General features: G+C 64.6%; 13 protein-coding genes and 3 pseudogenes. 11 read left to right on the forward strand and 5 right to left on the reverse strand.

The window, feature by feature from the left end:
- Positions 1–22 precede the first annotated feature (22 nt).
- The 3 genes from ABIF91_RS03825 to ABIF91_RS03835 all read left to right on the forward strand — a co-directional run bounded on the left by ABIF91_RS03825 (position 23) and on the right by ABIF91_RS03835 (position 2,580).
- Complete coding sequence (locus tag ABIF91_RS03825) at positions 23–1,225, forward strand: urate hydroxylase PuuD (protein WP_028177689.1); 1,203 nt, start codon at positions 23–25, stop codon at positions 1,223–1,225.
- 143 nt (positions 1,226–1,368) lie between these two features.
- Positions 1,369–2,226 carry a VOC family protein gene (locus tag ABIF91_RS03830; RefSeq protein WP_028177690.1) on the forward strand — a complete coding sequence of 286 codons (858 nt, stop codon included), beginning with the start codon at positions 1,369–1,371 and terminating at the stop codon, positions 2,224–2,226.
- Between the two features lie 78 nt (positions 2,227–2,304).
- Positions 2,305–2,580, forward strand: a complete 276-nt coding sequence (locus ABIF91_RS03835; RefSeq protein WP_035677504.1) for a hypothetical protein — start codon at positions 2,305–2,307, stop codon at positions 2,578–2,580.
- Here ABIF91_RS03835 and ABIF91_RS03840 read toward each other — a convergent pair.
- Complete coding sequence (locus ABIF91_RS03840) at positions 2,577–3,608, reverse strand: L,D-transpeptidase family protein (RefSeq protein ID WP_035677508.1); 1,032 nt, start codon at positions 3,606–3,608, stop codon at positions 2,577–2,579. The genes ABIF91_RS03835 and ABIF91_RS03840 overlap by 4 nt on opposite strands.
- Before the next feature lie 182 nt (positions 3,609–3,790).
- Between ABIF91_RS03840 and ABIF91_RS03845 the strand changes: the two genes are divergently transcribed.
- On the forward strand, positions 3,791–4,753 hold the full coding sequence (locus ABIF91_RS03845; protein ID WP_284282932.1) for a lytic transglycosylase domain-containing protein: 963 nt from the start codon (positions 3,791–3,793) through the stop codon (positions 4,751–4,753).
- A gap of 146 nt (positions 4,754–4,899) precedes the next feature.
- Positions 4,900–5,361 carry an NUDIX domain-containing protein gene (locus tag ABIF91_RS03850; RefSeq protein WP_028177694.1) on the forward strand — a complete coding sequence of 154 codons (462 nt, stop codon included), beginning with the start codon at positions 4,900–4,902 and terminating at the stop codon, positions 5,359–5,361.
- Between the two features lie 20 nt (positions 5,362–5,381).
- Here ABIF91_RS03850 and ABIF91_RS03855 read toward each other — a convergent pair.
- Positions 5,382–6,364, reverse strand: a pseudogene (locus ABIF91_RS03855) (Bug family tripartite tricarboxylate transporter substrate binding protein).
- Between the two features lie 441 nt (positions 6,365–6,805).
- Between ABIF91_RS03855 and ABIF91_RS03860 the strand changes: the two are divergent.
- Positions 6,806–7,453 carry a hypothetical protein gene (locus ABIF91_RS03860; RefSeq protein WP_028177696.1) on the forward strand — a complete coding sequence of 216 codons (648 nt, stop codon included), beginning with the start codon at positions 6,806–6,808 and terminating at the stop codon, positions 7,451–7,453.
- 26 nt (positions 7,454–7,479) lie between these two features.
- A complete protein-coding gene (locus ABIF91_RS03865; protein WP_283805388.1) occupies positions 7,480–7,716 on the forward strand; it encodes an HGGxSTG domain-containing protein in 237 nt (78 codons plus the stop codon).
- A 349-nt stretch (positions 7,717–8,065) separates the two neighbouring features.
- On the opposite strand, the gene ABIF91_RS03870 is transcribed toward ABIF91_RS03865, so the two are convergent.
- Positions 8,066–8,743: a TetR/AcrR family transcriptional regulator gene (locus tag ABIF91_RS03870; protein WP_050995094.1), complete on the reverse strand. Its 678-nt coding sequence runs from the start codon at positions 8,741–8,743 to the stop codon at positions 8,066–8,068.
- Between the two features lie 146 nt (positions 8,744–8,889).
- On the opposite strand from ABIF91_RS03870, the gene ABIF91_RS03875 reads away from it, so the two are divergent.
- Positions 8,890–10,023 (forward strand): TonB-dependent siderophore receptor, encoded by a 1,134-nt coding sequence (locus tag ABIF91_RS03875; RefSeq protein ID WP_424578768.1) that lies wholly within the window; start codon positions 8,890–8,892, stop codon positions 10,021–10,023.
- 20 nt (positions 10,024–10,043) lie between these two features.
- Here ABIF91_RS03875 and ABIF91_RS03880 read toward each other — a convergent pair.
- Both ABIF91_RS03880 and ABIF91_RS03885 read right to left on the reverse strand, forming a co-directional pair.
- Positions 10,044–11,009 (reverse strand): annotated as a pseudogene (locus ABIF91_RS03880) (IS256 family transposase); the annotation flags it as partial.
- Positions 10,964–11,311: a hypothetical protein gene (locus ABIF91_RS03885; RefSeq protein ID WP_424578769.1), complete on the reverse strand. Its 348-nt coding sequence runs from the start codon at positions 11,309–11,311 to the stop codon at positions 10,964–10,966. The gene ABIF91_RS03885 and the pseudogene ABIF91_RS03880, both read right to left, overlap by 46 nt.
- A gap of 131 nt (positions 11,312–11,442) precedes the next feature.
- Between ABIF91_RS03885 and ABIF91_RS03890 the strand changes: the two are divergent.
- The 3 genes and pseudogenes from ABIF91_RS03890 to ABIF91_RS03900 all read left to right on the forward strand — a co-directional run bounded on the left by ABIF91_RS03890 (position 11,443) and on the right by ABIF91_RS03900 (position 13,925).
- Positions 11,443–12,582, forward strand: a pseudogene (locus ABIF91_RS03890) (TonB-dependent siderophore receptor).
- Between the two features lie 21 nt (positions 12,583–12,603).
- Positions 12,604–13,737, forward strand: a complete 1,134-nt coding sequence (locus tag ABIF91_RS03895) for a PepSY-associated TM helix domain-containing protein (protein WP_424578770.1) — start codon at positions 12,604–12,606, stop codon at positions 13,735–13,737.
- Between the two features lie 20 nt (positions 13,738–13,757).
- Positions 13,758–13,925: a hypothetical protein gene (locus tag ABIF91_RS03900; RefSeq protein ID WP_244430021.1), complete on the forward strand. Its 168-nt coding sequence runs from the start codon at positions 13,758–13,760 to the stop codon at positions 13,923–13,925.
- Positions 13,926–14,017 lie beyond the last annotated feature (92 nt).

Here is a 14,017-nt window from a genome sequence, read left to right on the forward strand (position 1 = left end):
CGTCGCGACTGATGGGAAGATCATGTGGGGATCCGTGATATCGGAATGGGCGAGCCTGCTGCTGCGCTGGCTGCACGTCGTGGCGGCGATCGCCTGGATCGGAAGTTCCTTCTATTTCATCGCCCTCGACCTCAGCCTCAAGCCCAGGAGCAACCTGACAGGCGACCTGCCCGATGGCGTGCAGGGCGAGGCCTGGCAGGTTCATGGCGGCGGCTTCTACCGGATCATGAAGTATCTGGTGGCCCCAAGCCGGATGCCGGACGAGCTGACCTGGTTCAAATGGGAGGCTTACACCACCTGGCTGTCCGGCTTCGCGCTGATGGTGGTGGTGTATTATCTCGAGGCCGACCTGTTCCTGGTCGACAAGGCGATCCTCGACATCACGCCCTTCCAGGCCGGGCTGTTCAGCTTCTGCAGCCTCGCGCTGGCGTGGCTGCTTTATGAAGCCGCCTGTCGCACCGGGCTTGCGCGGCACGAATTGCCCTTCGCCATCGGCGGCTATCTGTTCCTGGTCGCGCTGACTTACGCCTTCACCCACGTGCTGAGCGGCCGCGGCGCCTTCAACCAGATCGGAGCGATCATCGGCACCATCATGGTCGCCAACGTCTTCGCGCTGATCATCCCGAACCAGAAGAAGATCGTGGCCAGCCTGATCGCGGGCGAGGCGCCCGATCCGAAGCTCGGCAAGGCCAGCAAGGAGCGATCGGTCCACAACAATTATCTGACGCTCCCCGTCGTCGTGCTGATGATCAGCAACCACTATCCCCTGCTCTACGCCACGCGCTTCAACTGGATCATCGTCGCGATCATCCTGGCGCTGGGGCCAGTAATCCGCCACTTCTTCAACGAACGACACGCGGGGCGCAAATCGCCGTGGTGGGTGTGGGGCGCGGCGGCGGTCGGCGTGGTCGCGATCTTGTTCCTCTCCGCGGCCGGCCCGCGCGAGGTCAAGACCGGCGCGCTGCCTGCGCAGCCGACGCTCGCCAATGTCGAGGAGATCGTGATGTCCCGCTGCAGCATGTGCCACGCGGCCGAGCCGGTCTGGGCCGGCATTGTGACCGCCCCGAAAGGCATCCTCCTCGACGCACCCGAGCACATCCATCGCAACATCCGCCTGATCGGCCGTGTCGCGGCCTGGTCGAACGCCATGCCGCCGGGCAACATCACGGAGATGACCAGCGATGAGCGTGCGCTTATCGCCGCCTATATCGAGCAGGCGCGCTGACGTCGTCGCGCGAGGATGCGTTGCGCGGAATGAAATTCCGCATCTGCCGCTGAATTGAAAATGACTTGACCGCCTAGCCGGCGTAGACAGGAGCCGTGGCCGCCGGCGCGGCGCAAGATCAGTCTGCAATCGGGGAAAGAACAGTGGCCCTCAAGAACGTCATCGGTATCGACCACGCCGTGGTCATGGTGAAGGACCTCGACAAGGCCGCCGAGAACTACCGGCAGCTCGGCTTCACGGTGTCGCCGCGCGGCACCCACAGCGCGCATATGGGCACCGGCAACTACACCATCATGTTCGATCCCGACTACATGGAGCTGCTCGGCGTGCTCGCCGCGACCGAGCAGAACGCGCCGGCGCGCGCGTTCCTCGACAAGCAGGGAGAGGGCATCGAGCGCATCGCCTTCACCGCGATCGATTCCGCCGCCGGCGCGGAGGAGATCCGCGCACGGGGCCTGACGCCGATCGGCCCGACCGATTTCGAGCGGCCGGTGACGCTGCCTGACGGCACGGTCTCGGCGGCGAAATTCCGCACCTTCATGTGGCCGACTGCGGAAGCGCCCGGCGGCGTGCGCATCTTCGCGTGCCAGCACAAGACGCGCGAGACCGTGTGGATTCCCGAACTGATGCAGCACGCCAATGCGGCGAGGCGGATCAAGCAGACGCTGATCGCAACGCCCGAGCCGGCGCAGGAAGCTGCGCATCTCGGTCGTCTGATCGACCGCGCGCCGCACGCGGAGGCGGACGGCGCGGTCACAGTACCTTCCGGCGGCGATCGCGCCGACTTCGTCTATCTGACGCTGGACCAGCTCGGCAAACGCTATCCCGGCGTGCCGCTGACCGGTCTCTCCGAGCGCGGCGGTGCCGCGCTGGTGCTGGTCAGCGGCGATCTCGCGGCAACCGGGAAGGCGCTGGGTTCAGCCGCCGTCCGCAGCAGCGATGCGATCTGCGTGCCGCCGGCCAAGGCCAACGGCACCCTGCTCGCCTTCGTTGCCGGCTGATTTGAACTAATTCTTTAACGGGTGTTTACCCCGGCGGCCCTAGGATTCCCGGCAATCCAAGTCGCCGGGACCAAACGCATGTTCAAAGAGGAATCGCCGATTGCCTATGACGCACCGGCCGAATTGAAGAAGTGGCCGTCGCTGAAGGGCGAGAGGCTGAAGGATCGCGGCGCGCCCTATCTCGTCTACAACGGCACGCTCGCCGAATGCGTCCGCGAACTCATGGGCAAGCCGATCAAGGGCATCTCGCTCTACGACATCATGACGACGCCGCAACCGGCGTTCGACCAGACCGTGCTGTCGCCCGGCGATGCCGCCGAGATCGCGATGCGCAAGGATTTCCCCAAGGACTAGTTCGCGGCGCGTTTCGCGGCGGGTCCGCCCTGCTGCTTCGAGGACGTATCCGTCGGCGCATCGAGGAAGACAACGGGCGTGCCGCGTTTGACGTTCTCGCCGATCACACGAGCGTCCCAATTGGTCACCCTGACGCAGCCGTGAGACGCCGACTTGCCGACCTTGTCGGGCTCTGCCGTTCCGTGGATGCCATAGCCCTGCGCCGACAGGCCGATCCAGTACGCTCCGACCGGATTGTTCGGACCCGGCTTGATGTCGAACGGCCGTTTGGATTTGACGCTCTTGAACTTGTAGTCGGGATTGTAGCGATAGGTCGGACTCTCGTGGGTACTGGTCACCTTGAGCGTGCCGTTCGGCGTCGGGCGATCCGGACTGCCGACTGACGCGGGATAGAACGCCAGCAGAGCGCCGCTTGCGTCGAACGCCTTCAATGCCCCGTTCTTCTTGTCGACCTCAAGCCGGGCCACGCGCGGCAGCTCTCGCCGTGCCGGAACGTTGGCAACGACGATCGTCTCTCCCACCTTGTCGAAGGCCTTGCCGGGGTTGAGCGCCTTGAGCAGATCCGCGCTCATGTGGAATTTCTCGGCAAGTCCTTCGAGAGGGCTGGTGTAGCTCAGTGCCTTCAGCGATTTCATGTCATCGAGCTTGCCCGGCAACTCCTTCAGGAACGGGCCTGTTACGTCGGTGTCGGCGATCCTGTAATCGGCGACGATGGGACCCTCGCTCGCCGCTGTCAGCTTGTCCCAGAGCTCCGGCGCCATTGTCTTGTCGGATGCGATGCCGTTCTGCTCCGCGAATGCCTTGAGCGCCTTCTGCGCATTCTCGCCGAACCTGCCGTCAATCTCGCCGGGCGAGAATTGCGCACGATCGAGCAGGACCTGAAGCTTCACCACCGCTGGATTGATCTTGTCGGTGGCCGGCGCTTTCGCGGGACGCGCAGCGTCATTCACCGCACCCGGATCGAGATTGCCTGCGAGCGCCGGCCCGATGAGCCACAGCGAAATCACCGCGCCCAGCATCGATCGCATCGTCATCGCACATCCCACTCGCAAGCGACCCCAGGGCCGCGGAGGGTTTCTCCTCGGGAACACCGTAGTAACACCGAAGGAACCGACGAGATCGCAGCTTTGCCGCAATCGGACGGTTAAGAACTCCTTGTCGCCGGCGCATCGCCGACCGTTCATCCCACAGTTCGAGGTTGTCTCCGCAAATGCGATTTGTCGTCGCGGCTTGCGCCGCATTCCTGATTCTGATGTGCGACCTCGATCCGTCGGCATCCCGGCAAGCATCACCGTTCCACACCACCATTGTTCAGAACAATCATGCCTCGCCACTTGTTCCGGTGGTCGAACTCTTCGTCGCCAGCGTGCAGGCCATCGAGTTCGCGAACGCGCACGCGGCCTATGAGCTGGGGATCGAGGCACCGCGCGCAACCGAGCCGGTGTTACAAGCTCCGGTTTCACCAACCGAACAATTCTGTCACGCGCTTCGTGAAGCCGCCGAGTCCAGCGGCATTCCGGTGCCCTTCTTCGCCCGCCTGCTCTGGCAGGAGAGCCGCTTCAAGTCCAACGAGGTCAGCCATGCCGGCGCGCAAGGCGTCGCGCAGTTCATGCCGGAGACGGCCGCCGAGGTCGGGCTCGACGACCCCTTCGATCCCATGAAGGCGCTGCCGGCATCGGCAAAATTCCTGCGCAAGCTTCGCGACGATTTCGGCAATCTCGGCCTTGCTGCCGCCGCCTACAACGCAGGTCCCGGCCGCGTCCAGAAATGGCTTGCCAGAGGGAGCGAGCTGCCGCGCGAGACGCGCGACTATGTCCGGATCATCACCGGCACCAAAGCCGAAGACTGGATCGAACGCTCCGAGGCGCTTGCGATCCGCATCGACCTGCCGCGCGAAGCGCCGTGCGAAGGCACCGGCACTCTCTCCAAGGCCAGGGACGTCGCCTGGGTTCCGGTCAACCTGACGCCTTCGGTCGCGAGCATCATTCACAAGGCCGAGCAGCTCGGCACGCGGGTGGCGACGAGCCGGGCGCGCAAGCGGTTCGCAACCCTGTTGCGGAAGAATGCCACCGCCCACGGCAAGGCCCGCAGCCTGATCGCGGCACGCGCTGCCGGAAGGAGCGCGAAGGCGCGCGCCGTTCGCATCGCCGCTCGGGAACGCTCTGCGATTTGACACGAAGATGGAGAAGCCGCTTGATAGAGCGGCTTCCGACCGACATGCGACTACTCGATCACCCGACGTTCACGGGGCTCGATGCGCCAAACGCTCGGTTCTTTCTTCCCGAGCGAAGGCCGCGCCTCTTTCCTGCGGAACCTGAGATGCCATCGAAGAGTGCCGGGATCATCGCCTATCGGAAGCGCGGGGAGATCGAGGTTCTCCTCGTTCATCCCGGGGGCCCGTTCTGGCGCAACAAGGATCTCGGTGCATGGTCGATCCCGAAGGGCGAGTACGCGGACGAAGAAGACGCCGAGGCCGCCGCGCGACGGGAGTTTGCCGAGGAGCTCGGCCTCGAGGTGACGGTGCCGCTGACGGCGCTGGGTCAGGTCAGGCAACGCGGCGGGAAGGTCGTCACCGCGTTCGCGGCCGAGCTCGACATCGACACGGCCAGCATTCGCAGCAACACGTTCGAGATGGAATGGCCGCCTCGCAGCGGCAAACGGCAGACGTTCCCGGAGGTCGACCGCGCCGCATGGTTCACGCTCGAAGCGGCGCAGGAGAGGATCAACGCTGGACAACGTCCGTTGCTTGACCGGCTGGCGCAGCTGGCGGGCAGCGAATAAGCTGCCTCGCGAGCGGAGCCCTACTCCGCCTTGATGTTCGCGGCCGCGACGACCTCGGCGAGCTCCTTCGTCTCCTTCGCGATCTTCGCAGCATAGTCGGCCGGGCTGAGCACGCTGACGACGCCCTGCGAGCCGAGCTTCTCCGCGACCGCGGGATCCTTGGCAGCCGTGACGATCTCCCGGTGCAGCGTCTCCAGGATCGGCGCGGGCGTCGCCTTCGGCATGAAGAAGCCGACCCAGAACGAGATGTCGAAGCCGGGATAGCCGGCTTCCGCGACTGTCGGCACGTCGGGCAGCGCTGGCAACCGTTCGGCCGACGACACCGCCAGCGCGCGCAGCTTGCCGGCCTTCACCAGCGGCACGGCGGAGAGCGGATCGAACACCGCCAGCACCTCCTGCGCGAGGATGCCGACCTCGGCGGCCGAACCGCCGCGATAGGGCACGTGGATCATCTTGATGCCGGCCTTCTGGCCGAGCAGCTCCATGGCGAGATGAGCGAATTGCCGTTGCCGCCCGAGCCGTAGGCGAGCGCCCCGGGCGCGGCCTTTGCCGCGGCGACGAGATCGGCGACGGTCTTGATGTTGGCCGTCTTGGGATTCTCGGGATTGACGACGAGCACGAGCGGCGCCGAGACGACGGTGGTCAGCGGCGCGAAGTCCTTCTCCGGGTCATAGCGGACGTCCTTGAACAGCGTCTTGTTCAGCGTGATCGTGGACGAGTTGCAGGCGAGCATCGTGTAGCCGTCCGCGTCCGCGCGCGCGACGCCTTCGGCGGCGATCATGCCGTTGGCGCCGGCGCGGTTCTCGACCACGAAGGGCTGCCCGAGCTTGTTGCTGAGGCGATCGCTGATGATGCGCGCGACCACATCGACCGGGCCGCCCGCGCTGAAGCCGACCATGACCTTGACCGGCCGCACCGGGTATTTCTGCGCCAGGGCCTGCGTCGACAGCGCAGAAGCGCACAATCCGGCGATGACTGCCAGCAGGCGGACCGTTCGTTGCATTCGTTCTCTCTCAGGCCTCACAGCGCCGCTTGTGCATGTTTGTTCGTGCGACACATTCGAGGATCATGAATAGCGGCCACGCCGGATTCCGCAATCGCGTTCGGGCGTTGGCATTCCGCCGCACGGCACGTACGACCCCTTCCAAACAAAAAATGCGAAAACAACCCCATGCACAGTAGGCGGCCCCTGTCGAAACAAGGACTTGCGTTGGGCAGCGATCTTCGGATGTTACGAAATCGATTTTGACTCGTCGGGCAAAACAGGGGCATAATGGCAACATCGCGATAACCGTGAGCAGCCCGGCCATGGCGCCTCGCTCCGATCGCGCCCAAGCCCTTCATCGACATCTGAAAAATCGCAACCGCCGCACGGCAGCTGCGCGGGTCGGCCTCGCCCAGCGAGCCTCCTCGCCCCTGCCGCGGGGCCCAAGGACATATCGACATGACGACAGCCCTGACACGCAACAGCACGACGCCCGTCGCCAAATGTGATGGCAGGCCGGGCCCACGGATCAAGCTCAGCCGGCGGCGCATCGTGATCCAGCATCCCGACGCGCAGGCCGGCGAGCGCCTGCTGGCCGACGCGCTCGGCGCCGTCGATCACGACGCGCTGCACGGCATCCTGAAGCAGCTGATGAAGGCCAGCGTGGTCCTGCAGAAGCCCGACGAGCCCAATCTTGCCTTCATGATCTCGATGATGAAGAGCATCGCGCCGAGGGATTCGCTCGAAGCCATGCTGGTGGCGCAGATGGTGTCCGTTCACGTTGCCACAATGCGGTCTGCCTGCCGCCTCGCCCTGACTGAAAATCTTCAGCAGCAGGAGGGCATCACCCGCGCATTGACTCGGCTGGCCCGTACCTTCGCAGCCCAGATGGAGGCCCTCAGCCGCCACCGCAGCAGCGGCGAGCGACCGATTACCGTTCAGAACGTCTCGGTGCAGGACGGCGGCAGCGCGATCGTCGGCAACGTCACGCAGCATGCCAATGTGATCGTGCCCGAGCCAGGCGCGGCGGAGGTGCCGCTGGAGCCGCGGATGGCTATGAGGCCTGATGATGGCGAACGTGCCGCAACGCAGTCCGGCCGCTCATGAGTCAGCACGCCCGAAGCACTGGCCCGATGCGGGCAAGCCCGCGTTGCGGCGCCCGCACCCGCGGCGGTCACGCCTGCCAAGCTCCGGCAATGCGCGGCAAGACACGCTGTCGCATGCACGGCGGCGGACGAGGCTGCGGTGCGCCGAAGGGGAACTTCAATGCGCGGAAGCATGGAATGTTCGGACGGGATCGCATCGCCGAGCGACGACGGATCCGGGACTTGCTGGATGACGCGTGGAAGCTTCTCCGTGAGATGAAGTAAGTTGCCGCGTGCGCAGACGCCGAGACCTGGAGATGGTCCTGCCGCGCAGAGCAGTCAGGCCTCCCTCTCCCGCTCGCGGGCTGGGCAATCGCATATGGCCTCATTCGCAAGCTGAGCGCGCGCCTCGTCCTTCGAGACGACCGCTTCGCGGTCTCCTCAGGATGAGGCTAAGTGGCATCGATGCCCGTTGAAACTGTTGCCGCGCACTCCGTCCTCATCCCGAGGGCCCGCCAAGGGTGGGCGTCTCGAAGGATGGACACAGAGGAATCGCTCCCATATGCGATTGCCCTGCGCTCGCGGGAGAGGTGGAGGAGCCGCGGCGATTGATTCAATCTAAAGTCATTCCGCTTTAGCCTCGCCGGCCAGCGGCGCCGCCGAGATACAGCTTCCACGCCTTCTCGAAGTAGCGCTTCCGCTCCTTGGGCGAGGCGAGCGGCTTGTATCCGAACATCGCCAGCGTGGTCGGGCCCACGATGATGCTGTTGATGAGAAAGTCGGTCAGGAAATTGACATCGCCCGGAACGATGTGCCGATCCGCCTGGGCCTTCGTCACCGACGTTCGCAGCAGAGACATGATAGCATCCGGCTCCGGCTCGGCATGACTGCCGGCGGCAACCAGGCTTTCGCTGGCGGCGATCCTCTTGAAGGCAACCAGCTCCGGATCGAGATTGATGTCGAGCAGGAGGCTCGTCAGCTCCTTGAGCTGCGCGAGGCTGTCCTGGCTCGACTGCCTCACCTGAAGGTCGCCGAGGCGCGCCATGATGCGCCGGCGGCTTCGGTCGAGGACTGCATCGAAAATTGCGCGCTTGGACGGATAACGCCGGTAGATGGTGTCCTTGCCGGCGCCGCACTCCGAGACGACTCGCTCCATGGATGTCGCGGCATAGCCATCCCGGGCGAATAGATCCGCGGCCACCGCAAGGATCCGGTCCTCGATCGCCTGCGCCTCTGCCTTGGTCGGTCGCCCGCCACGACCTTCGCCGATGCGCCTCTTCGTGCGCTTGCCGGTCTTGACTGCCTGCTTCATGCCTTCCCCTGCGCGATCCGGAATCGCTGTCCTGGACTTTTAATAGTTCTAAATACTCGAAAAAGCCAATCTCATAACTGGACAATATCGTCCCGTTTTGTTTTAACCCTGTCCGCCGGATTTGGGGTGGGGTTTTGACGATGGGAATGACCGGGGGATCGCAGCGGGTTCTGCGAGGTGCGGCACTTTTGCTTGGCTCGACTGCTTTTCTTGCGCTGGACGGGCCGACATTTGCGCAGAACTCCGCGCTGCCGCCGGTCACGGTGGACGCGCCGCAGGCGCAGCGGTCGGCCCGCAACGTGACATCGCAGCGTCAGCAGAGCGCGACACGGCGCAGCAACCGGTCGAGGACGAGCTCCGACGCGCCGGCGAGGGCGACGCCCGCCGCGGTTGCATCGGCGACAGTCCGACAAGACACGCGCGACCAGATGGCTGCAACCAACCAGTCGACGGCGACGAAGACGTCCACGCCCGTTCTGGAAACGCCGCAATCGGTCACCACGGTGACCCGCCGGCAGATCGATACGCAGAACCCGCAGACCGTCGGCAACGCCCTGCAATACACGGCGGGCGTCCTCTCCGAACGCGACGCGACCACCCGCTATGACAGCGTGTTCCTGCGCGGCATCGGCGGCTTCGGCACCTCGACCAATTTCGTCAGCTTCCTCGACGGATTGAAGCTGCCGCGCGGCCAGGCTTTTGCGGTCACCTCGATCGACGCGTTCCTGCTCGATCGCATCGAGGTCATCAAGGGTCCCTCGGCGGTCCTGTACGGACAGATCAGCCCCGGCGGTCTCGTCAACCTGGTCAGCCGCCAGCCGAGCGACATTCCCTACAACGAAGCGCGCATCGAGGGCGGCAGCTACGGCCGCGTCCAGGGCGGCATCACCAGCCAGGGCGCATTGGATGCCGCGCATCAATGGCTCTACAGCATCAGCGCGATCGGCCGGATGTCCGGCACGCGTTACGACGACGTGGACGAGCAGCGCTTCGGCGTCGCGCCGGCGATCACCTGGCGGCCGGACGCCGACACCCAGCTCACGGTCTCGGGCTTTTATCAGCGAGATCCGAAGGGCGGCTATTTCAACTCGCTCTATCCGCAATCGCTCGCGCCTGCTGCGTACAAGCCCTATCTCAACCGCAATCTGAACATCGGCGATCCCGGTTTCGACCGTTTCGAGCGCGAGCAATCGGGCGTCGGATATGTGTTCGACCGCCGGCTGAACGAGGTCGTGAGCTTCCACTCGGCACTGCGATACTCCAAGGTGAGCTATGGCTGATTTTGGGTGACGCGGCCTGATCAGGCGGCGTGGCTTTCAGTGTTCGGAATGACTTCGATTCCGTCGATGAACTTTACACCGGCGATGACTTTCGGCAACTGGTTCGTGCTCTTCAATCGCCGCCAGGTCTTCGATGCGGCGTCGATGAGCTTGAACACCATCAGCTTCGCAGTTTGTTGCGACAGCGATCCCTTGGTCCGCACCGTTCGGTGGCGCACCGTGGCGAAGACGCTCTCGATCGGGTTCGAGCTGCGTAGGTGGATCCAGTGCTCAGCAGGGAAGTCGAAGAAGGCGAGCAGCGCATGGCGATCCTTGATCAGGCACTCCACCGCACGTCCGTATTTGACGTGGTATTTCTCGACGAAGACGTCGATCGCGGTTTCAGCTTCGGCCCGGTGTGGGGCCAGATAGATGTTCCGCAGGTCGTTCTTCATGGGGCCCTGCACGGATTTGGCGACCTTGTCGAGTACGTTGCTCACTTTATGGCACCAGCATCGTTGGTGCCGCGTGCCGGGAAAGGCCTCGTCCAGTGCCTTCCAGAAGCCGAGGGCGCCGTCGCCGATGGCGAGTTGCGGGGCAATCCGTAACCCGCGTTGCCGCAGGTCGATCAGGAGTTCGCGCCAGCTCTGCGCGCTCTCGCGCACGCCGACCTGGAAGCCGATCAGCTCCTTCTTGCCTTCCGGCGTGGTGCCAATCAGCACCAGCATGCATTCGCTGTGATCTTCCATGCGGGCCTGCAGGTACACGCCATCGGCCCAGATGTAGACATAGCGACGCGCCGACAGATCGCGTCTCTGCCAGCGTTCGTACTCGACCTGCCAATCGGCCTTCAGGCCGGCGATCACCGAAGGCGACAGGTTCGGCGCATCCTTGCCGAGCAGCGCCGAGAGCGCCTCCTGGAAGTCGCCGGTCGAGATGCCGCGCAAATAGAGGACCGGGATCAAGGCATCCAGGCTCTTCGTCCGCCGCGCCCATAGCGGCAGGTTGCCGAACTGAAGCGGAGGCGGTCGCCTGGCCCGCTCGCTCCGCGGTCGCGGACCTTGGGACGAGCGACCTCCACCGGACCGATGCCGGTCGCAATCTCGCGCACCGGACCGTGCCCATGTCGGACCAGGCGCGCTCGACCGTCGGGCAGCGTCAGATTGGCCGTGCTGGCCAGAAACGCGCCAACCTCGATCTCGATCGCCCTGGCAAGCAGGTCCCGCGCGCCGGCACGAACGATATCGGTCAGTGGATCATCAACCGCGGACGGCTGACGGAAAGCAAGAACATTGGTAGTCTCGGTCATGGCGTATCGCTCTCCTCGAGAGGTTCTGGCAGGCTCGTCACCCGCCTCGATACGCCGCCTTCCTCACACCGTCATCACCCAGATTCCGCCATAGCTCCTCCAAGGTCGACACCGATTTCCAATCACTCCAGATGGCGGGCGCGCTGACCGCGGCCGGCACGATTCCCCGAGCGGCAATCCGGTCCACCGAGAGCGCCGACGGCATCGCCGCCGACAACCGCCTGCGCTTCGACTTCCGAACCTCGGCGGTCGGGCACACCGTGCTCGCCGGCTGGGACCAGCAGAACACGCGTAGCTCGTGGCTCTATCAATTCGGCGGCGCGACCTCGCTGGATGTCGTCAATCCCGCCTACTATCAACCGGTGGGAACGCTGTTCCCGTTCATCAACAACGACCAGTCGCTGACGCAGACCGGCATCTATGTCCAGGACCAGATGAAGTTCGGCGGCTTCCGCCTGACCCTCGGCACTAGGCACGACTGGACCGAGCAGACCAACGACAACCGGATCTCCGCGACGAGGCAGTCGCAGGAGAGCGACAAGCAGACCTATCGCGCCGGCCTGCTCTATCTGTTCGACAACGGGCTCGCGCCCTATGTCAGTTATTCGACCTCTTTCGAGCCGACCATCGGCGTCGGCAGCAACGGCCTGCCCTTCGTGCCCACGACGGGCGAACAGTACGAAGGCGGCCTGAAGTACAAGCCCGCCTTCGCCGACATGCTGTTCACGGCGGCCGTGTTCGACCTGCGCCAGCAGAACACGTTGACGCCGTCCGCCGTGCCGGGCTTCAGCGTGTAGCAGGGCGAGATCCGCTCGCGCGGTGTCGAGCTGGAGGCGCGCGGCAAGCTGACCGAGAACATCGAGATCATCGCGGCCTCGACCTTCCTCGACACCAAGGTGACGAAATCGACCGATCTCACAGCGATCGGCAAGCGACCGCAAGCCGTGCCGACGCATTTCGAATCGCTGTGGGCCAACTACAGCTTCCTCACCGGCGGCCTTGCCGGCCTGACCATCGGCGGCGGCGTGCGCTCGGTCGGTCCCAGCTATGGCGACGACATCAACAGCCTGGTGTCGCCGGGATACGTCGTGTTCGATGCCGCCGTGCGATACGATCTTGCCAATCTCGTGCGAGCCTGGAAAGGCGCGGAGGTCACGCTCAACGTCACCAACCTCTTCGACAAAAGCTACTACACGAGCAGCAGCTCGAACTTCTACTGCCAGTTCGGAAACGGCCGCCTCGTGCTGGCGGGCCTGCGCTACAGGTGGTGATCGCATGATGTTGCGTCGGCCATGACGGCGAGACGGCTGCGGTGGTGGTCCTGGATTCACAAGTGGAGCAGCCTGGTCTGCACGATCTTTGCGCTGCTGCTGTGTCTCACCGGGCTGCCCCTCATCTTTCACGAGGAACTGGAACCAAACCCCGCGATCGACAAGGTCGCCGAGTCCGGCATCCGCGCGTCCGTCGACACGATGATCGCCGAGGCGCTCGCCGAGCGGCCAGGTGAGGTCGTGCCGTACCTGTTCTACGACCGCGAGAAACCGATCGTGAAGATACCGACAGCCGTCAGCATGACGTCTGCTCCGGACACCTTCTTCTACAAGGTGTTCGACGTCAGGACCGGCAAGGCACTCAGCGCCGATCAGCCCAACGAGGGCTTCATCTATGTCATGCTGCGGCTCCATGCCGATTTGTTTGCCGGCATCAAGGGCACGCTGTTCCTCGGCGGCATGGGGCTGTTGCTGACCGTTTCGATCCTCTCGGGCATGGTGCTGTACGGGCCGTTCGCGCGGCGCCTCAGGTTCGGCGAGATACGCAAGCGGCACAGCAACCGGCTGCGCTGGCTCGACCTGCACAATCTGCTCGGCATCATCACCCTGGCCTGGTTCGGCATCGTCACGCTGACGGGCGTGATCAATACGCTGGCGGCGCCGATCGAGCTGATGTGGCAATCGAACCAGCTGCTCGACATGGCCACGCAAAACAGGGGACAGGCGCAAGGAGATCGCAAAGCTCCGGTTGACCTGGTGCTCGCCAATGTCCGCGCGGCCGTGCCGGGAATGACCGTCACGACGCTCGCCTTTCCCGGCAGCCCGTTTTCAACGCCCACCCACTACGCGGCGTTCCTGACCGGAGATGCGCCGCTCACGAGCCGCATCCTCAAGCCAGCCCTCATCGATGCGGCCAGCGGCGAAGTCGTCGCGGTTCGCGACATGCCGTGGTACGCGACTGCATTGTTCGTGTCGCAGCCGCTGCATTTCGGCGACTATGGCGGGCTGCCGCTGAAGATCATCTGGGCGGTGCTCGACATCGTCACCATCATCATCATCCTGATCAGCGGCCTCTATCTCTGGCTCGCGAGATGGCGGACCAGGCGCACGGCCGCGGCCGACATGCGAGCGGCCTCGACGGGGTTCGCCCGATGACGTCGAGGCGAGCGCTGTGGATGATCCCCGCGTTGCTGGCGCTTGTGACGCTGCTCGGCCTGCTGGCTGCCTTGATCGGCGAAGGCGGCATCTGGTGGCCGCTCTCGTGGGCGACGCTGGCTGTTCCCTGCGTCTGCAGTCTCTATTACCTCGTTCAGGGCTTGATGCCGCCGCGTCAAAAGCCCTGACATCAGGTCAGGCGGCCCCTGCGCCAACGCTACACCTTTCGCCATTGGCAGCCTCCCGCAAAATCGTGTAACCCGGCCAAAACCCTTGCCGG

This window comes from Bradyrhizobium sp. USDA 241 (genome assembly GCF_049739505.1).
Lineage (GTDB): Bacteria > Pseudomonadota > Alphaproteobacteria > Rhizobiales > Xanthobacteraceae > Bradyrhizobium > Bradyrhizobium liaoningense.